Source organism: Mesorhizobium sp. B2-4-6 (assembly GCF_006442775.1).
Lineage (GTDB): Bacteria > Pseudomonadota > Alphaproteobacteria > Rhizobiales > Rhizobiaceae > Mesorhizobium.
The window spans coordinates 78,437-95,480 of sequence record NZ_VFVI01000007.1 but is presented as its reverse complement, the minus strand read 5'-3'; the positions used below and the strand labels follow the sequence as shown (position 1 = coordinate 95,480).

Here is a 17,044-nt window from a genome sequence, read left to right as displayed (position 1 = left end):
TGACAACAAAGATACCCATGGCGCGCGCGTTCCTGTTCGTTCTCGATTCTTTCGGCATCGGCGGCGCGGCCGACGCAGAACGTTATGGCGATGCCGGGGCCGACACGTTCGGACATATTTTTCAGGCCTGCGCCGATGGTCGCGCCGATCGGGAAGGTTTGCGCAACGGGCCGCTGGCCGTGCCCAACATGATGTCGCTCGGTCTTGGCCGAGCGGCACAGACGGCGACCGGGCTCACGTTCGACGTCGATACGCCGTTGCTTGCCTCGTCCTTCCACGGGGCCGCCCAGGAAGTGTCGAGCGGCAAGGATACGCCCTCCGGCCACTGGGAAATCGCCGGCCTGCCGGTGCGCTTCGACTGGGGCTATTTCCCCGACACCGTGCCTGCCTTTCCGGCCGAACTGACCGAAGCGATCATCCGCGAAGGCAAGGTGCCGGGAATCCTCGGCAATTGCCATGCACCCGGAACCGAGATCATCGAACGGCTCGGCGAAGAGCATATCCGCACCGGCAAACCGATCTGCTACACGTCGGTCGATTCCGTGCTGCAGATCGCCGCGCATGAAACGCATTTCGGCCTGGAGCGGCTTTATGAGCTTTGCCTCACCGTGCGTCGGCTGGTCGATCCGCTCAAGATCGGGCGCGTGATCGCGCGGCCTTTCGTGGGCGAGACGCCCGTCACCTTCCAGCGCACCCACAACCGCCGCGACTATGCGGTGCCGCCGCCGGAGCCGACCCTGCTCGACAGGCTGACCGGCCGCGGCAGCAAGGTCACCGCCGTCGGCAAGATCGGCGACATCTTCGCCCATCGCGGCATTTCGGATGTGCGCAAGGCCGGCGGCAACATGGCGATGTTCGACGAGGCGCTCGGCGCGATGGACGATGCCGGCGACGGCGACCTGGTCTTTGCCAATTTCGTCGATTTCGACACCGACTTCGGTCACCGGCGCGACGTCGCCGGCTATGCCGGAGCGCTCGAGGCGTTCGACCGTCGGCTGCCGGAGGCGCTGTCGCGCATCAGGCCGGGCGACCTTCTGATCCTTACCGCCGACCATGGCAACGACCCGACCTGGCGCGGCACAGATCATACGCGTGAATGCGTTCCGGTGATCGGCACGGGGCCGGGGCTGACGGGCGGCGACATCGGGCTCAGGCCGACCTTCGCCGATATCGGTGAAACCATCGCGCACCACCTCGGCCTGGCGGCCGGTCGCCACGGAACATCCTTCCTCGCAACGATAGGCGGCCATGCCTGAGCTGCCCGAAGTCGAAACCGTCCGGCGCGGGCTGCAGCCGGTCTTGGAAGGGGCGCGGCTCGTCAAGGTCGAGGCGCGCAGGCCCGACCTTCGCTTTCCTTTTCCCGAGCGCTTTTCGGAACGGCTTACCGGCAAGACGGTGACGGCGCTTGGCCGGCGCGCCAAATACCTGACGATGCATATCGAGAACGGCCCGGTTCTGATCTGTCATCTCGGCATGTCGGGATCGTTCCGGGTCGAAGCCGCCGCGGGCAGCGACGTCCCCGGCGTCTTCCACCGCGAGCGCTCGAAAAGCGCCGCGCACGACCATGTCGTCTTCGACGTCGTCTCGCCGAAGCACGAGCGCTCCCGCGTCATCTTCAACGACCCGCGCCGCTTCGGCTTCATGTTGTTTGCCGAAGGGGCGCCGGACACGCATCCGATGCTGGCGGGGCGCGGCATCGAGCCGACCGGCAACGCGCTCGATGGCCCCCTGCTCGCCTCGCTGCTGAAGGATCGCAGATCGCCGCTCAAGGCAGCACTGCTCGATCAGCGTCTGATCGCCGGACTCGGCAATATATATGTGGCGGAGGCCTTGTGGCGCGCCGGCCTCTCGCCGCTGCGCGAAGCCGGCACCATCGCCGGGTCGGCCAAGAAAGCGGAAGAGCAAAGCGCGCGCCTTGCCGAGGCGATCCGCTCGGTCATCGCCGACGCGATCGCCGCCGGCGGTTCCTCGCTGCGCGACTATGTCCAGGCCGACGGATCGCTCGGCTATTTCCAGCATTCCTTCGCGGTCTACGATCGCGAGGGCGAGCCATGTCCGAAGCCGGGCTGCCGCGGCCACATCGAGCGCATCGTGCAAAGCGGCCGCTCGACCTTCTATTGCCGGACCTGTCAGCGGTGAGCTAGGAACGGTATCGATCATCCCACTGCCGCGGAAGGAAGCGAACCATGGCCTATGAAACCATTATCGTCGAGACGCACGGCAAGGTCGGGCTGATCACGCTGAACCGGTCCAAGGCGCTCAATGCGCTGAATTCGCAAGTCCTTGCGGAGGTCGTGGCGGCGGCGAGCGCGTTCAATGCCGATCCCGGGATCGGCGCGATGGTGCTTACCGGCTCGGAAAAGGCGTTTGCCGCCGGCGCCGACATCAAGGAAATGCAGGCGATATCCTTCGCCGACGCCTACACGCAGGACTTCTTCGTCGGCTGGGAGGAATTCACGCGCACGCGCAAGCCAATCATCGCGGCGGTTGCGGGCTATGCGCTCGGCGGCGGCTGCGAATTGGCCATGATGTGCGACTTCATCATCGCCGGCGACAACGCCAAGTTCGGCCAACCCGAAATCACGCTTGGCGTCATGCCGGGCATGGGCGGATCGCAGCGGCTTACTCGTTTCGTCGGCAAGTCGAAGGCGATGGACATGTGCCTGACCGGGCGGATGATGGATGCGGCCGAAGCCGAGCGCAGCGGGCTCGTATCGCGCGTGGTGCCGGTCGCCGAACTGCTCGACGAGGCGCTGAAGGCGGCGGCCAAGATCGCCGAGTTCTCGCTGCCGTCGGTCATGATGACCAAGGAGGCCGTCAACCGCGCCTACGAGACGACGCTCGCCGAAGGGCTGCGCTTCGAGCGCCGCCTGTTCCATTCGCTGTTCGCGCTCGATGATCAGAAGGAAGGCATGGCCGCCTTCGTCGAGAAGCGGAAGCCGAATTTCACCAACCACTAGGGCTCGTTGCCGAATGACTGAAGGCGGGTCGTGGCGTGATGCGCTTTCAGTCTCCAAAAAGACCGCCAAGTGGCGTTGACGCGCCGGAAAAGCTGAACTATAAGCCGCACCAACCGAGGCGGCCTGTGGCTGCCCGTTTGTTTTTTGCGCCCTGCGGCACCCCGCTGGCGCCCACCAGATCGGAAGAGAGGCATCATGGCCAATACGTCTTCGGCCAAAAAGGCAACGCGCAAGATCGCCCGCCGCGCGGCGGTCAACAAGAACCGTCGCTCGCGTGTCCGCACCTATGTGCGCCAGGTCGAAGAGGCGCTGGCCGCCGGCGACAAGGCCGCGGCGGTGGCAGCCTTCAAGGCGGCGGAGCCGGAATTGATGCGCGCCGCCACCAAGGGTGTCGTCCATAAGAACACAGCTTCCCGCAAGGTTTCGCGGCTTGCCCAGCGGGTCAAGACGCTGTCGGCCTGACCGACTTAATCCTAAGTCCATCGATGTTGAACCCGGTCGCACAGGCCGGGTTTTTTCGTTTGCCGGCAAGTACTTAAAAAAATTGCTCGCAAGCAACGCTTGCGACGCGATTCCAATGCCAGTAATGTTTTGCCGGCATATTCAACGTCGCTGATACCGGCACGCCCTCCCTGCGGCAACTGCCCAAATTTGCCTGGCAAAAAACCTGTAGTTTTTTCAAAGACTTACAGCCGGTCATCCACAGCTTGTTCAACTCAAGATCGAGCGACGGGGGAGAAGTAGCTGTCAAGAGAATTATTTCAGAATATTTCGTTTCGGGCGGCCTTTTTCATATTCGCCGGAAAAGGGTTTGAATCACAATGGCTTTGTCAAAATGTGCCGTCGCAGCACCCGATTTCAAGCCCCGTCCGGTAACCAGATTCGTTAAAAAACCGTTAGATGTGGCCTTGCCCTATCCACAGCGATTTCGGTAATGTCCATCCATCGAAGGGACGGGCTGTAGCCCCCGACCCAGCCTGAATCGGCCAGCACAAAATGGCAGAATTCATGACGTGGAGCAATTCCGCGTGCGGCTTGGTTTGCCTCTTCGGTGCGGGTAGGGGACTGGCGTAATTGTACATGGCAGTCGATGTCTCGCCGGCGTTTTCGCCGGAGGGCGATGTATTGCCTTGTCGTTGTCGGCGGCCGGCGTGCGGAGCCGGCAGCTGGTCCCTTGCGCGAGTTGCGACGATCGTTGCCGGCGGCGGCAGCGGCATCGCGGCGAAATAAGGTCGCTGGACCAAGGATGCAGGAGGCGCATCCCCGGCGGGAAAAGGGTACGAGAAGACAAGGAACTTTGATCATGCAAAGCGGCATCGAGAGGGAGCTAGCGGGCGAGCTTCCATTTCCAGCAACTTTTGTCGGAGGGGGCGACGTGGCGGCATCCAGCGACGCGGAACAGAAGTTCGAACGGGTCAAGACCCAGCTGAAGGCGCGTCTTGGGGCCGAGGTCTATTCGAGCTGGTTCGGCCGCATGAAGGTCGCCGAGGCCTCCCGCGGCATTATCCGCATCTCGGTGCCCACGGCCTTCCTGAGGTCCTGGATCAACGGCCATTATCTCGAGCTTATTACGGAGCTGTGGCGGCATGAGGATCCGGACATCCTCAAGATCGAGATCGTCGTGCGCACCGCGACGCGGCAGGGGCGCAACCATGTCGAGCCCGAAATCGCGCCGGCGCGCAAGATGACCAAGCAAACGCATACCGCGCTCGCCAACGGCACCGCGAGCGCCGGGCGCGTGGAACAACGGGTGCCGGCGCCCCGCCAGGGCGCGTCCGCGGAACCGGAGTTCCGCCACAATGTGCTGGGATCGCCGCTTGACCCGCGTTACACGTTCGCCTCCTTCATCGAAGGGCCGTCGAACAGGGTGGCCTTCGCCGCGGCCAGGGCGGTGGCGGAATCGCAGTCGAGCGCGGTGCGTTTCAACCCGCTTTTCCTGCATGCGACCGTCGGGCTCGGCAAGACGCACCTCCTGCAAGCGATCGCCGCGGAATCGCTGCGGCACAACCCGAAGTCGCGCGTCGTCTATCTGACGGCCGAATATTTCATGTGGCGCTTCGCCACCGCGATCCGCGACAACAACGCGCTGACGCTGAAGGAGCAGCTGCGCGACATCGATCTCTTGATCATCGACGACATGCAGTTCCTGCAGGGCAAGTCGATCCAGCACGAATTCTGCCACCTCATCAACATGCTGCTCGACAGCGCCAAGCAGGTGGTGGTCGCGGCCGACCGGCCACCCTCGGAACTGGAATCGCTGGAGCCGCGCGTGCGTTCGCGCCTCAATGGCGGCGTGGCGCTGGAAATGTCGGCGCCGGATTTCGCGATGCGGCTCGGCATGCTGAAACTGCGCCGCGCCGCCACCAAGACCGATGACACATCGCTCGACATCTCGGACGAGATCCTGGAGCATGTCGCGCGCACGGTGACCGGCAGCGGGCGCGAGCTCGAAGGCGCCTTCAACCAGCTTCTGTTCCGCCAGTCCTTCGAGCCGCAGATCACCATCGACCGCATCGACGAGATCCTCGGCCACATCTACCGCTCCGGCGAGCCGAAGCGGGTGCGCATCGAGGACATCCAGCGCATCGTGGCGCGCCACTACAACGTGTCGAAGACGGAGCTTCTGTCCAACCGGCGCACGCGCACGATCGTCAAGCCGAGGCAGGTGGCGATGTATCTGTCGAAAGTGATGACGCCGCGCTCATTGCCGGAGATCGGGCGCCGCTTCGGCGGCCGCGACCACACGACCGTGCTGCATGCCGTGCGCAAGATCGAGGACCTTTCGGGCGGGGACAACACGTTGGCGCAGGAACTCGAACTGCTCAGAAGGCTGATCAACGACCAGGCCTGAAGGGGCGCAGAAATAATCGGCGGCGCGCTTCGCCGGCTTTATCCCCAGAAAGCCCGCGCTACCGGCCGGAACCGGTAGCGCGGGCTTGCGTTCGCAGGCTTTTTACTGTCAGCTTACGCAGATTCTGAAAGCCTTTCAGGGCTTTCGCGGGATGCTGCCTGCCGGTGACCCGTTCATTCATTGAAGCGAGCCTGTTTCGTCATGCGTGTTATCCTGGAACGGTCAAATCTCTTGAAGTCCCTCAACCACGTCCACCGCGTGGTCGAGCGGCGCAACACCATACCGATCCTGTCCAACGTGCTGCTCAGCGCCGAGGGCGCCAGCCTCGAGATGAAGGCCACCGACCTCGACCTTGAGGTGACGGAAGCGACGCCCGCCAAGGTCGAGCGCGGCGGCGCAACGACGGTGCCGGCGCATCTGCTCTACGACATCGTGCGCAAGCTTTCCGACGGCGCCGAGGTGATGCTGAAGACGGACGAGGACGGCAACGCGATGACGATCACCTCCGGTCGTTCGAGCTTCCGTCTGCAGTGCCTGCCGCAATCCGACTTCCCGGAGCTTTCGGCCGGTTCGTTCTCGCATATCTTCCGGCTGGAATCGGCGGCGCTCAAGGGCCTGATCGACAAGACCCAATTCGCCATCTCCACCGAGGAGACGCGCTATTATCTCAACGGCATCTTCCTGCACACGCACGAGATGGGCGGCAAATTGAAACTGCGCTCTGTGGCGACCGACGGGCATCGCCTGGCGCGGGCGGAGATCGACGCGCCGGCAGGCTCGGAAGGCATGCCCGGCATCATCATTCCGCGCAAGACGGTGAGCGAGCTGCAGAAGCTGGTCGACGACCCCGACGTGGCTGTGACCACGGAGCTGTCGGACACCAAGATCCGCTTCACCATCGGCAGCGTCGTTTTGACCTCGAAGCTGATCGACGGCACCTTCCCCGACTATCAGCGCGTCATTCCGACCGGCAACGACAAGAAGCTGATCATCGACCGGCAGAGCTTCGCCGCGGCGGTAGACCGCGTTTCGACCATTTCCTCCGAACGCGGCCGAGCGGTGAAGCTTTCGATCAATGACGGCCAGGTGACGCTCGCGGTCAACAATCCGGATTCGGGCAGCGCCACGGAAGAATTGGCGGCGGACTACTCGTCGGACCCGATCGAGATCGGCTTCAACGCCAAATACCTGCTCGACGTCGCGGCCCAGCTCACGGGTTCGGAAGCCAAGTTCATGCTGGCCGATGCCGGCTCGCCGACGCTGATCCATGATATGGCCGACGAAACGGCGCTCTACGTGCTGATGCCGATGCGGGTCTAGGTTCGGCACGGACATATATGTCGTCGTGACCGCGGATGCGAAACAGCTTCGGCAACAGAGCCATTTAAGTAAGCTAACACTTACAAATTTCCGTAATTACGCAGCGCTCTCGCTTGAACTTGCGCCCGGCGCGGTGGTTCTGTCGGGCGACAATGGCGCCGGCAAGACCAATCTGCTGGAAGCGATCTCGTTCCTAACGCCGGGCCGTGGCCTGCGCCGCGCGCCGTATGGCGATGTGGCGCGCGAAGACGGCGACGGTGGCTTCGCCTTGCATGCTCGCATCGAGGGACCCGAGGGACAGGTGGAGATCGGCACCGGAATTTCGGGCGGTGACGCCGCCGGTGAAGGCGGCAGGAAGGTGCGGATCAACGGCGCACCGGCGCGATCGGCCGAGGATATGCTGGAATGGCTGCGGGTCGTGTGGCTGACGCCGGCGATGGACGGGCTGTTTCCCGGACCAGCGGCCGACCGCCGCCGCTTCCTCGACCGGCTGGTGCTGGCGATCGACCCCGGCCATGGCCAGCGCGCGCTCGACTATGAGAAAGCCATGCGCAGCCGTAACCGGTTGCTTACCGAAGGTTCCCGCGACAGCGCCTGGTTCGACGCGATCGAGACGCAGATGGCCGAGACCGGGGTGGCAATCGCCGCCGCGCGGGCCGAGCTGGTGCGTCTGCTTGCCGCCATGATCGACAGGTTGCCTGGCAGCGGGCCGTTTCCGCAGGCCGGCATCAGCCTTGCCGGTGATCTGGAGAGCGAAGTCGCCGTCGCGCCGGCCGTCGATGTCGAAGAGCACTTCCGTCGGGCGCTTGCCAATGGCCGCGAGCGCGACCGCGCCGCCGGCCGCACGCTGGACGGCCCGCATCGTTCCGACCTCGTGGTCCGGCATCGGCCGAAGTCGATGCCGGCAGAGCTCTGTTCGACCGGCGAGCAGAAGGCGCTGCTGGTCGGCATCGTGCTGTCGCATGCCAGGCTGACCGGCGAGATGTCGGGCTTGACGCCAATCCTTCTCCTGGACGAGATCGCCGCGCATCTCGACGCGGGCCGGCGCGCGGCGCTGTTCTCCATCCTCGAGGAATTGAACTGCCAGGCCTTCATGACAGGCACGGATGCCGCGCTGTTTTCCAGCCTTGAGGGCCGAGCGCAGTTCCTGACGGTCGATCACGGCAGCGTCGGCGTGACCGGGTGATCTCTCGAAGACCCTGGCGGGTGCTTGCGCTTGCGTTGCGGGACAAGGCTTCGGCTTGCCCGTAAATGCCCCGCGGGACAACGCTTCGCCTTGCCCGTACATGCCCGCGGGACAAGGCTTCGCCTTGCCCGTACATGACAAGGCTCTGCGCCGACGATATGGTTCGACCATGACCGATGCCGCGCTGACCGACGAAGAGCTCGAACGCTACGCCCGCCACATCGTGCTGCCCGAGATCGGCGGCCCCGGCCAACAGAAGCTGAAACGGGCGCGGGTGCTGGTGATCGGCGCCGGCGGGCTTGGCGCGCCGGTGCTCGAATATCTTGCCGCCGCCGGCGTCGGCACGCTCGGCATCGTCGATGACGACACGGTCTCGCTGTCCAACCTGCAGCGGCAGGTGATCCACGGGACAAACGCGATCGGCATGGCCAAGACCGACAGCGCACGGGAAGCGATCATGCGCATCAACCCCAACGTCGCGGTGGTATCGCATCGCCTCAGGCTGACGGAGGCGAACGCCCCTGCCCTCGTCGCCCGCTACGATATCGTCGTCGACGGCTCCGACAATTTCGAAACGCGATACGCGGTCGCCGATGCCTGCGCCAGCGAGAAGAAGCCCCTCGTCACCGCCGCCGTCGGGCGCTTCGACGGCTCGGTGACGGTGCTGAAGCCGTTCGAGGCCGGCGCCGACGGCAAGCGCAATCCGAGCTATCGCGACCTGTTCCCGGAAGCGCCGCCCGAAGGGCTGGTGCCATCCTGCGCCGTTGCCGGCATCGTCGGCGCGCTGACGGGCGTCATCGGCACGCTGGAGGCGATGGAGGCGATCAAGCTGATCACCGGCATAGGCGAGCCGCTCATCGGCCGGCTGCTGCTCTATGACGGGCTTACAGCCCGCTTCGACACCATCCGCTACAAGGCCGTGTGAGCGCATGGACCAGAGCGGCGGCATCTCCATAGTCGGCCTTCCAGCGGATTTCGACCAATGGGGCGACTTGCTCGCGCTGATCCGGCGCGCTTTTGCCTATATGGACGGGGTCATCGACCCGCCGTCATCCGCGCACCGGATGACGGCGGAAAACCTGCGGCGCAAGGCAAGGCAGGAGACGGCGTTCCTGGCGGTGGAGAACGGCCGGATCGTCGGCTGCGTGTTCGCGCTGGAGAGGGCGAATGACTTCTATGTCGGCAAGCTTGCCGTCGAGCCCGGTATTCAGGGGCGCGGCATCGGCGGCCTGCTGATGCTGGCCGTGGAGGATTTTGCCCGCAAGCGCGGCAAGGACGCGATCGAGCTTCAGACCCGTATCGAACTGACCGCAAACCATGCGGCCTTCGCCCGGTTCGGCTTTCGCGAGACCGAGCGCACGGCGCATGACGGCTATGACAGGCCAACTTCCGTCACCATGCGCAAGGTGCTGTCTTGAGCCTCGCCCTTAGCCCGCAAGAACAGGCGATCGCCGCCAGCCAGGACGGCGCGGGCATGGCGATGCGCATCGTCGCCGAAAGCGCCCGCCTGCTCGGCGCGCCGCGGCTCATCCCGATCGCTTCCACCCATATCGACGGGGCGCTTTACCACGGCGATTCCGGTACCTTGTTCGCCGAGCGGCTGGTCGAAGGCGGCGCGAAGGTCGCGGTGCGCTCGACGCTCAATGTCGGAGCGCTCGACCTTATGGGATGCTCGCGCATCCGCCTGGAAGAGCCGCGGCGCGGCATGGCGCGGCGGATGATGGAGGCCTATCGCAAGCTCGGCTGCGAGCAGAGCTGGACCTGCGCCCCCTACCAGGCCGGGCACAGGCCGGCACAGGGCAGCGACGTGGCCTGGGGCGAGTCCAACGCGGTCGTCTTCTGCAATTCGGTGCTGGGCGCGCGCACCAACCGCTATGGCGACTTTCTGGACATTGCCTGCGCGATTGTCGGCCGCGCGCCGGATTATGGCCTGCACCGGCCTGATAACCGCCGGGCGCGGCTCATTTTCGACGTTTCGGGCCTGTCGCCTTCTTTCCTGGGCTCGGAGATCGCCTGGCCTGTCCTGGGCAGCCTCTATGGCCGCGAGATAGGCAACGCGATCGCTGTCGTCAGAGGCGTGACCGTTCATCCCGGCGAGGACGCGTTGAAGGCCTTCGGCGCGGCGGCCGCGTCGTCCGGCGCGGTCGGCCTGTTCCACATTGCCGGCGTGACGCCCGAGGCTCCCGATGTCGAAACCATCCTGGCCGGGCCGGAGCCGGAAGCGGTGATCCGCGTGACGCCCGACATGGTGGCGAAGGCGCGCGCCGGCCTGTCGACCGCGGCAGCGCCAAAAACCATCGACGCGGTGGCGATCGGCAGCCCGCATCTGTCGCACGCCGAGTTCGACAGCCTGGAACGGCTGATCGCCGGGCGGCGGCTCGCGGTGCCGATCTACGCCTGCACCGGCCGCCATGCGCTTGCCCTGCTGGAGCAGAATGGCCGGCGGAAGCGGCTCGAAGCCAGCGGCGTCGTCATCGTCGCCGACACCTGCGTGGTGGTGACGCCGATCATGCCGGAGCTCGGCAACGGCGTTTTGATGACCAATTCGGGCAAGTTCGCGCATTACGCGCCGGGCAACACCGGCTATGCGGTGCTCTACGCCTCGCTTGCCGACTGCGTCGAAAGCGCGGTCCTCGGCAAGCCGGTCTTCACGGAGATCGCCGCATGAGCATAGCAGCCGAAATCCTCGTGCCGGGCAAGGCGGGCGAAGGCGACGCGCTGGTGCTGACGGCGCCGATCAGCTTCTGGGGCGGCGTCGATCCGAAGACAGGCCGCATCGCCGATGTCCGCCACCCGCAGCATGGCGAAGTCATTGCCGGCCGGGTGCTGTTCCTGCCGGGCACGATCGGCTCGTCATCCGCTTCGGCGGTGCTGATGGAACTCGTCCACAACGGCCGCGCGCCGGCCGCCCTGGTGCTGCACGAGCCGGACGCCATCCTGCTGCTCGGCCTGATCGTCGCCCGGGAAATGGGCTGGGAAACGCCGATGGCGGTGCGGCTCGAACGCGGCGCGTTCGACAGCTACCGCGGAGCCACCGTCACGGTCGCCTCGGACGGCGCAGTGACCGCCGCCGTTTAAATCTTTTCAGGTCCTGAGCGGCAGGACGCGGTCCGGCGGACGGTGGCCGTCAAAGAAGGCGCGGATGTTGATGATCACCTTCTCGCCCATGTCGATGCGGCCCTCGAGCGTGGCCGAGCCCATGTGCGGCAAAAGCACCACCTTGCCCTTGGCGGCAAGCTTCATGAGCTTGGTGTTCAGCGCCGGCTCGTGCTCGTAGACATCGAGGCCGGCGCCGGCGATCTTGCCCTCATGGATGAGCTTGACCAGCGATTCCTCGTCGATGATATCGCCGCGCGCGGTGTTGACGAGGTAGGCCGAAGGCTGCATCAGCGCGAGGCGACGACCCGACAGCAGGTGGAACGTCGCCGGCGTCGACGGGCAGTTGACCGAGATGATGTCCATACGGGCCAGCATCTGGTCGAGGCTTTCCCAGTAGGTCGCCTCCAGTTCCTCCTCGACCGCCGGCAGCACGCGGTGCCGGTTGTGGTAATGGATCGAAAGGCCAAAGGCCTTGGCCCGCCTGGCGACGGCCGTGCCGATGCGGCCCATGCCGACGATGCCGAGACGTTTGCCCCAGATGCGCCGGCCGAGCATCCAGGTCGGCGACCAGCCAGCCCATTTCTTCTCGCCGGTCAGCACATTGGCGCCCTCGGCGAGCCTGCGCGGCACGGCGAGCATCAGCGCCATGGTCATGTCGGCGGTGTCTTCGGTCAGCACGTTCGGCGTGTTGGTGACGGTGATGCCTTTCTTGGCGGCGGCGGCGACGTCGATCTTGTCGACGCCGTTGCCGAAGTTCGCGATCAGCTTGAGGTTCTCGCCGGCCTGGGCGATCAGCGCGGCGTCGATATGGTCGGTGATGGTGGGGACCAGCACATCGGCTTCCTTGACCGCCGCGACCAGCTCCGGCTGCGTCATCGGCCGGTCCTCGACATTCAGGCGCGCGTCGAACAGCTCGCGCATGCGGGTTTCGACCGGGTCTGGCAGCTTGCGCGTGATGACGACGAGGGGCCGTTTTTTGCCTGCCATTTTATCCCCAAAGCTTCCTCGAAACCGATCTCGTTGAGACCTCTTTAACCAAGACCGGCGAAACTTGCAGCCAATCGCGGCACCAGCCCACTCCTGTAACAAGCGGTGCCGCCGAAGACAAAGAAAAAGGGGCGCCCGTCCCGACGGGCCGGCGCCGAAAGGAACGAAAGTGTCTGGTTTCGCGTCGCTTCGCCTGGCCTTCAGCGCAGCCCTTCTTGGCGCCCTGCTTTGCGCGCCGCAGGCGTTCGCCCAGAGTGCCGCCGCTCCCGCGCAGGCCATAACGCTCGGCCCGAGCGGCCTGCCGCTGCCGCGCTTCGTCAGCCTGAAGCCGGCCCGCGTCAACTCGCGCGTCGGGCCCGGCGCCAATTATTCCGTCAACTGGATGTATCTGAAGGCCGGCCTGCCGATGGAAGTCATCCAGGAATTCGACACCTGGCGCCGCGTGCGCGATGCCGACGGCTCGGAAGGTTGGATCAACCAGTCGCTGCTCTCCGGCCGCCGCACCGCCATCGTCGCACCCTGGCAGCGCGGCAAGGGCGGGCGAATCAACCTGCTCAACGAGCCCGACAAGGACGCCGGTGTCGTCGCCATCATCGAGCCGGGCGTGATCGGCTCGATCAAGAAATGCGACGGCCAGTGGTGCGAGATGACCTTCGACGGCCATACCGGCTGGATGGCCCAGTCACAGGTGTGGGGCGCTTATCCGGGCGAGAAGGTCAAGAACTAGGGCGTGCCGATATTCAGGTGACGCCGGCCTGACCTGAATCTCGGCACGCCCCTATTGGGCCGCGCGAGGACGCTCGCGGCCGATGCGGCCGAGATGCGTATCCTGAAAACCGGTAGGCAGCTTGAGGCCGTAGCCGAGGGCACGGTCGATGGCGATGTGCGCGATCCAGATGAGCGCCACGGCGGTCGTGATCGAGCCGGCGAGCAACGCGCCCGCAAGCAGAAGGACGAGCGGGGCAATCAGGATATGCAAGGCGTTGTAGATGACGGCGCCGACGCCTGGCCCGGCGAGGTAGCCCAGCATCGACAGGTCCGGCGCAAGGATGAGCAGCGCAAACAGCCACCAGGAAAAGCCGGACATTGCGTAGCAAACGATAGCCAACGCGGCGACGGCGACCCATTCAAACCGGACAATCAGGTCGACGGCCCGCATCGCCACGGGATCAATCGCAGCGTTTGGGACGCAGTCTCACCACGATGTCGACATTGGCGATCTCCATGCCTTCCGGCGGCGCCGGCAGGTTGGAGACGGTGACCGGTCCGCTCTCGATGTCGAAAATCCGGTTCTCGCCCTCGACGTAGAAGTGATGATGGTCGGAGGTATTGGTATCGAAATAGGTCTTCGAGCCTTCCACCGCCAGGATGCGCAACAGGCCGGCCTGGGTGAATTGGTGGAGCGCGTTGTACACCGTCGCCAGCGAAACCGGCACGCCGGCGGCAATCGCCTCTTCGTGCAGTTCCTCGGCGGAAAGGTGGCGATCGCCCTTGGCGAACAGCAGGTCGGCCAGCGCAATGCGCTGACGCGTCGGCCTCAGGCCGGCTTCGCGAACCCGCTTGTCCACAGCGACATTTTCCTTCCGATAGCCCGAATCCATCTTCACGTCGAAGCTTTGTTGCCCAGCCCATCAACAGGTCCAGCATGGCTAAAAGACGTCAAAAGCCAAAACCGGACATCAGCCGACATATATTCTGTAGTCCGAATGCGATCAATAGCGCGCATTGACCCGGGCAGGCGCACGGGTTAAGCGCAAACGCCGGTTTCCGGCCGCAAACAGAGTGTGTTAGGAAACCGACGACAAGGGCGCCCTGCCGCCCGCGAAGAACACGGGGACAGAAATTTGATGGCGGGTCAAAAGTCCAGCTACGATTACGAGGAACTGCTCGCCTGCGCCCGCGGCGACCTGTTCGGGCCGGGCAATGCCCAGCTGCCCTACCCACCGATGCTGATGTTCGACCGCATCACCGAGATCAGCGAGACCGGCGGCGCTTTCGACAAGGGCTTCATCCGCGCCGAATTCGATATCAAGCCGGATCTGTGGTTCTTCGCCTGCCACTTCATCGGTAACCCGATCATGCCAGGCTGCCTCGGCCTCGACGCCATGTGGCAACTGACCGGTTTCTATCTCGGCTGGCTGGGCGAACCAGGCAAGGGCATGGCGCTGTCGACCGGCGAGGTGAAGTTCAAGGGCATGGTGACGCCATCGGTGAAGAAGGTCGAATACGGCATCGACTTCAAGCGCGTGATGCGCGGCCGCCTGGTGCTCGGCATCGCCGATGGCTGGCTCAAGGCGGATGGCGAACCCATATATGCGGCTACGGATCTGAAGGTCGGCCTGTCCAAGCAGTCGGCCGCCTGACCGTTTTCCGCCACGGCGCCCGCATAGCCAATGGACGCCACGTCAGTTTATTTGCGTATGATCAAGGGGAAAACCGGCTAGGTCTTTCGCCCGAATACGCGGGAAGGAGTTGCGAATGAGACGGGTCGTAGTGACAGGGCTCGGCATTGTGTCGTCGATCGGCAACAATGCCAATGAGGTGCAGAGCTCGCTTTACGATGCCAAATCAGGCATCAGCTTTTCCAATTCCTTCGCCGAACACGGCTTCCGCTGCCAGGTCTGGGGCGCGCCGACGCTCGATCCCACGCCGATGATCGACCGCCGCGCCATGCGCTTCCTCAGCCAAGGCGCTGCCTGGAACCACGTCGCCATGGACCAGGCGATCGCCGATGCCGGCTTAAGCGAAGGCGACGTCACCAATGAGCGGACCGGCATCGTGATGGGTTCCGGCGGGCCGTCGACCCGCACCATCGTCGAAGCGGCCGAAACCACGCTCAAGAACAACAGCCCCAAGCGTATCGGCCCGTTCGCCGTGCCGAAGGCGATGTCGTCGACGGCGTCGGCCACCCTGGCCACATGGTTCAAGATCCACGGCGTCAACTATTCGATCTCGTCGGCCTGCTCGACCTCGGCGCACTGCATCGGCAATGCGTATGAGCTCATCCAATGGGGCAAGCAGGACGTGATGTTCGCCGGCGGCCACGAGGACCTCGACTGGACCATGTCGGACCTGTTCGACGCCATGGGCGCCATGTCGTCGAAATTCAACGACAACGCGGCGACCGCCTCGCGCGCCTACGACGTCAACCGCGACGGTTTCGTCATCGCCGGCGGCGCCGGCGTGCTGGTGTTGGAAGAGCTGGAACACGCCAAGGCGCGCGGCGCCAAGATCTACGCCGAGATCGTCGGCTACGGCGCGACTTCCGACGGCTACGACATGGTTGCGCCTTCAGGGGAAGGCGCGATGCGCTGCATGCGCCAGGCGCTTGCCACGGTGTCTTCGCCGGTCGACTACATCAACACCCACGGCACCTCGACGCCGGTCGGCGATTCCAAGGAAATGGGCGCCATTCGCGAGGTGTTCGGCGACAAGATGCCTTACATCACCTCGACCAAGTCGCTCACCGGCCATTCGCTGGGGGCGGCCGGCGTGCAGGAATCGATCTATTCGATCCTGATGATGCAGGGCGGTTTCATCGGCGAGAGCGCCCATATCGAGGAGCTCGATCCGGAATTCGAGGGCATGCCGATCGTGCGCAAGCGTATCGACGACGCCAGGATCGACACCGTTCTGTCCAACTCTTTCGGTTTCGGCGGCACCAACGCAACGCTGATTTTCCAGCGCTATTCCGCGTAAGACCAGCGTTTTTCATAAGGATTGCCAAGGCATGGAAGGGTTGATGAAGGGCAAGCGCGGGCTTGTCATGGGTGTCGCCAACGACCATTCGATTGCCTGGGGCATCGCCAAGAAGCTGTCGGAACACGGGGCCGAACTCGCTTTTACCTACCAGGGCGACGCCTTCGGGCGGCGGGTCAAGCCGCTCGCCGAGAAGGTAGGGGCTTCGCTGATCGTGCCCTGCGATGTCGAGGACAGCGCCTCGGTCACCGCGACCTTCGAGACCCTCGGCAAGGCCTGGGGCGGGCTGGATTTCGTGGTGCACGCCATCGGTTTTTCCGACAAGAACGAGCTGAAGGGCCTTTATGCCGACACCAGCCGCGACAATTTCGTGCGCACAATGGTGATCTCCTGCTATTCCTTCACCGAGATCGCCCGCAACGCCGCCGCGCTGATGGGCAATGGCGGCTCGATGATCACGCTCACCTATGCCGGCTCGGTCAGGGTGATGCCGAACTACAACGTCATGGGCGTCGCCAAGGCCGGGCTGGAGGCCAGCGTGCGCTACCTTGCCAACGACTACGGCCCACGCGGTATCAGGGTGAACGGCATCTCGGCCGGGCCGGTGCGGACGTTGGCCGGCTCCGGTGTGTCCGATGCCCGCCACATGTTCTCCTACCAGCAGCGCAACTCGCCTTTGCGGCGCACCGTGACCATCGACGAAGTCGGCGGCTCGGCGCTCTACCTGCTCTCCGACTTGTCGTCGGGCGTCACCGGTGAAATCCACTATGTCGATTCCGGCTATCACATCGTTTCGATGCCGGCACTGGAGGAACTGAAGCAGAACGACGGCGCGCGCGAATAGTTTGCAGTCGCGACAGTAGCGTTCCAGTAAAATTGGATGCATTGGCGGAAACTCATTTTAAGGAGATATCCGCTATAAGGTCCCCTAATCTAGGGACA

The 17,044-nt window shown here is 64.5% G+C and carries 18 protein-coding genes; 15 read left to right on the top strand and 3 right to left on the bottom strand.

The annotated features are described in order from the left end of the window. Nucleotides 1-17: 17 nt before the first annotated feature. The 11 genes from FJ957_RS18680 (at nt 18) to FJ957_RS18630 (ending at nt 11,395) form a co-directional block, all read left to right on the top strand. The gene (locus tag FJ957_RS18680; RefSeq protein WP_140833861.1) at nt 18-1,256 is read left to right on the top strand and encodes a phosphopentomutase; all 1,239 of its coding nucleotides are present in this window, start codon (nt 18-20) and stop codon (nt 1,254-1,256) included. After that, a complete protein-coding gene (gene mutM, locus FJ957_RS18675; protein WP_140833859.1) occupies nt 1,249-2,139 on the top strand; it encodes a bifunctional DNA-formamidopyrimidine glycosylase/DNA-(apurinic or apyrimidinic site) lyase in 891 nt (296 codons plus the stop codon). Before FJ957_RS18680 ends, mutM begins: the two co-directional genes overlap by 8 nt. Before the next feature lie 47 nt (nt 2,140-2,186). Beyond that, nucleotides 2,187-2,960, top strand: coding sequence for an enoyl-CoA hydratase (locus FJ957_RS18670; protein ID WP_140833857.1), 774 nt, complete (start codon nt 2,187-2,189; stop codon nt 2,958-2,960). A 195-nt stretch (nt 2,961-3,155) separates the two neighbouring features. Then, entirely contained in the window at nt 3,156-3,422 is a 267-nt protein-coding gene (gene rpsT, locus FJ957_RS18665; protein WP_140645317.1) for a 30S ribosomal protein S20, read from the top strand. Nucleotides 3,423-4,263: 841 nt separating this feature from the next. Beyond that, nucleotides 4,264-5,811, top strand: coding sequence for a chromosomal replication initiator protein DnaA (dnaA, locus tag FJ957_RS18660; protein WP_140833856.1), 1,548 nt, complete (start codon nt 4,264-4,266; stop codon nt 5,809-5,811). A 201-nt stretch (nt 5,812-6,012) separates the two neighbouring features. Next, a complete protein-coding gene (dnaN, locus tag FJ957_RS18655; RefSeq protein ID WP_140833854.1) occupies nt 6,013-7,131 on the top strand; it encodes a DNA polymerase III subunit beta in 1,119 nt (372 codons plus the stop codon). A gap of 25 nt (nt 7,132-7,156) precedes the next feature. Then, entirely contained in the window at nt 7,157-8,317 is a 1,161-nt protein-coding gene (recF, locus tag FJ957_RS18650) for a DNA replication/repair protein RecF (RefSeq protein ID WP_140833852.1), read from the top strand. A gap of 169 nt (nt 8,318-8,486) precedes the next feature. Then, complete coding sequence (locus FJ957_RS18645) at nt 8,487-9,242, top strand: molybdopterin-synthase adenylyltransferase MoeB (protein ID WP_140833850.1); 756 nt, start codon at nt 8,487-8,489, stop codon at nt 9,240-9,242. 4 nt (nt 9,243-9,246) lie between these two features. After that, on the top strand, nt 9,247-9,735 hold the full coding sequence (locus FJ957_RS18640; protein ID WP_140833849.1) for a GNAT family N-acetyltransferase: 489 nt from the start codon (nt 9,247-9,249) through the stop codon (nt 9,733-9,735). After that, nucleotides 9,732-10,985: an aconitase X catalytic domain-containing protein gene (locus tag FJ957_RS18635; RefSeq protein WP_140833847.1), complete on the top strand. Its 1,254-nt coding sequence runs from the start codon at nt 9,732-9,734 to the stop codon at nt 10,983-10,985. The genes FJ957_RS18640 and FJ957_RS18635 overlap by 4 nt, the downstream gene beginning before the upstream one ends. Continuing rightward, a complete protein-coding gene (locus FJ957_RS18630) occupies nt 10,982-11,395 on the top strand; it encodes a DUF126 domain-containing protein (RefSeq protein ID WP_140833846.1) in 414 nt (137 codons plus the stop codon). Before FJ957_RS18635 ends, FJ957_RS18630 begins: the two co-directional genes overlap by 4 nt. A 6-nt stretch (nt 11,396-11,401) precedes the next feature. On the opposite strand, the gene FJ957_RS18625 is transcribed toward FJ957_RS18630, so the two are convergent. After that, nucleotides 11,402-12,403: a D-glycerate dehydrogenase gene (locus FJ957_RS18625; RefSeq protein ID WP_140833844.1), complete on the bottom strand. Its 1,002-nt coding sequence runs from the start codon at nt 12,401-12,403 to the stop codon at nt 11,402-11,404. A 169-nt stretch (nt 12,404-12,572) separates the two neighbouring features. Between FJ957_RS18625 and FJ957_RS18620 the strand changes: the two genes are divergently transcribed. Next, complete coding sequence (locus FJ957_RS18620) at nt 12,573-13,130, top strand: SH3 domain-containing protein (RefSeq protein WP_140833842.1); 558 nt, start codon at nt 12,573-12,575, stop codon at nt 13,128-13,130. A gap of 51 nt (nt 13,131-13,181) precedes the next feature. Here FJ957_RS18620 and FJ957_RS18615 read toward each other — a convergent pair whose 3' ends face one another. Next, entirely contained in the window at nt 13,182-13,562 is a 381-nt protein-coding gene (locus FJ957_RS18615) for a DUF4260 domain-containing protein (protein ID WP_140834233.1), read from the bottom strand. Nucleotides 13,563-13,572: 10 nt separating this feature from the next. Beyond that, complete coding sequence (gene irrA, locus FJ957_RS18610) at nt 13,573-14,004, bottom strand: iron response transcriptional regulator IrrA (RefSeq protein WP_140645394.1); 432 nt, start codon at nt 14,002-14,004, stop codon at nt 13,573-13,575. A 246-nt stretch (nt 14,005-14,250) separates the two neighbouring features. Between irrA and fabA the strand changes: the two genes are divergently transcribed. The 3 genes from fabA to fabI all read left to right on the top strand — a co-directional run bounded on the left by fabA (nt 14,251) and on the right by fabI (nt 16,946). Continuing rightward, nucleotides 14,251-14,766, top strand: coding sequence for a 3-hydroxyacyl-[acyl-carrier-protein] dehydratase FabA (fabA, locus tag FJ957_RS18605; protein ID WP_140645328.1), 516 nt, complete (start codon nt 14,251-14,253; stop codon nt 14,764-14,766). Between the two features lie 115 nt (nt 14,767-14,881). Next, nucleotides 14,882-16,102, top strand: coding sequence for a beta-ketoacyl-ACP synthase I (gene fabB, locus FJ957_RS18600; RefSeq protein ID WP_140833841.1), 1,221 nt, complete (start codon nt 14,882-14,884; stop codon nt 16,100-16,102). Between the two features lie 31 nt (nt 16,103-16,133). Beyond that, nucleotides 16,134-16,946: an enoyl-ACP reductase FabI gene (gene fabI, locus FJ957_RS18595; RefSeq protein ID WP_140833839.1), complete on the top strand. Its 813-nt coding sequence runs from the start codon at nt 16,134-16,136 to the stop codon at nt 16,944-16,946. The last annotated feature ends 98 nt before the right edge of the window (nt 16,947-17,044 follow it).

Excerpts from the sequence above, each read along its gene's own strand:
- FJ957_RS18680 (WP_140833861.1), top strand. The coding sequence starts at position 18 with ATGGCGCGCGCGTTCCTGTTCGTTCTCGATTCTTTCGGCATCGGCGGC.
- mutM (WP_140833859.1), top strand. The coding sequence starts at position 1,249 with ATGCCTGAGCTGCCCGAAGTCGAAACCGTCCGGCGCGGGCTGCAGCCG.
- FJ957_RS18670 (WP_140833857.1), top strand. The coding sequence starts at position 2,187 with ATGGCCTATGAAACCATTATCGTCGAGACGCACGGCAAGGTCGGGCTG.
- rpsT (WP_140645317.1), top strand. The coding sequence starts at position 3,156 with ATGGCCAATACGTCTTCGGCCAAAAAGGCAACGCGCAAGATCGCCCGC.
- dnaA (WP_140833856.1), top strand. The coding sequence starts at position 4,264 with ATGCAAAGCGGCATCGAGAGGGAGCTAGCGGGCGAGCTTCCATTTCCA.
- dnaN (WP_140833854.1), top strand. The coding sequence starts at position 6,013 with ATGCGTGTTATCCTGGAACGGTCAAATCTCTTGAAGTCCCTCAACCAC.
- FJ957_RS18645 (WP_140833850.1), top strand. The coding sequence starts at position 8,487 with ATGACCGATGCCGCGCTGACCGACGAAGAGCTCGAACGCTACGCCCGC.
- FJ957_RS18640 (WP_140833849.1), top strand. The coding sequence starts at position 9,247 with ATGGACCAGAGCGGCGGCATCTCCATAGTCGGCCTTCCAGCGGATTTC.
- FJ957_RS18630 (WP_140833846.1), top strand. The coding sequence starts at position 10,982 with ATGAGCATAGCAGCCGAAATCCTCGTGCCGGGCAAGGCGGGCGAAGGC.
- FJ957_RS18625 (WP_140833844.1), bottom strand. The coding sequence starts at position 12,403 with ATGGCAGGCAAAAAACGGCCCCTCGTCGTCATCACGCGCAAGCTGCCA.
- FJ957_RS18615 (WP_140834233.1), bottom strand. The coding sequence starts at position 13,562 with ATGCGGGCCGTCGACCTGATTGTCCGGTTTGAATGGGTCGCCGTCGCC.
- irrA (WP_140645394.1), bottom strand. The coding sequence starts at position 14,004 with ATGGATTCGGGCTATCGGAAGGAAAATGTCGCTGTGGACAAGCGGGTT.
- fabA (WP_140645328.1), top strand. The coding sequence starts at position 14,251 with ATGGCGGGTCAAAAGTCCAGCTACGATTACGAGGAACTGCTCGCCTGC.
- fabB (WP_140833841.1), top strand. The coding sequence starts at position 14,882 with ATGAGACGGGTCGTAGTGACAGGGCTCGGCATTGTGTCGTCGATCGGC.
- fabI (WP_140833839.1), top strand. The coding sequence starts at position 16,134 with ATGGAAGGGTTGATGAAGGGCAAGCGCGGGCTTGTCATGGGTGTCGCC.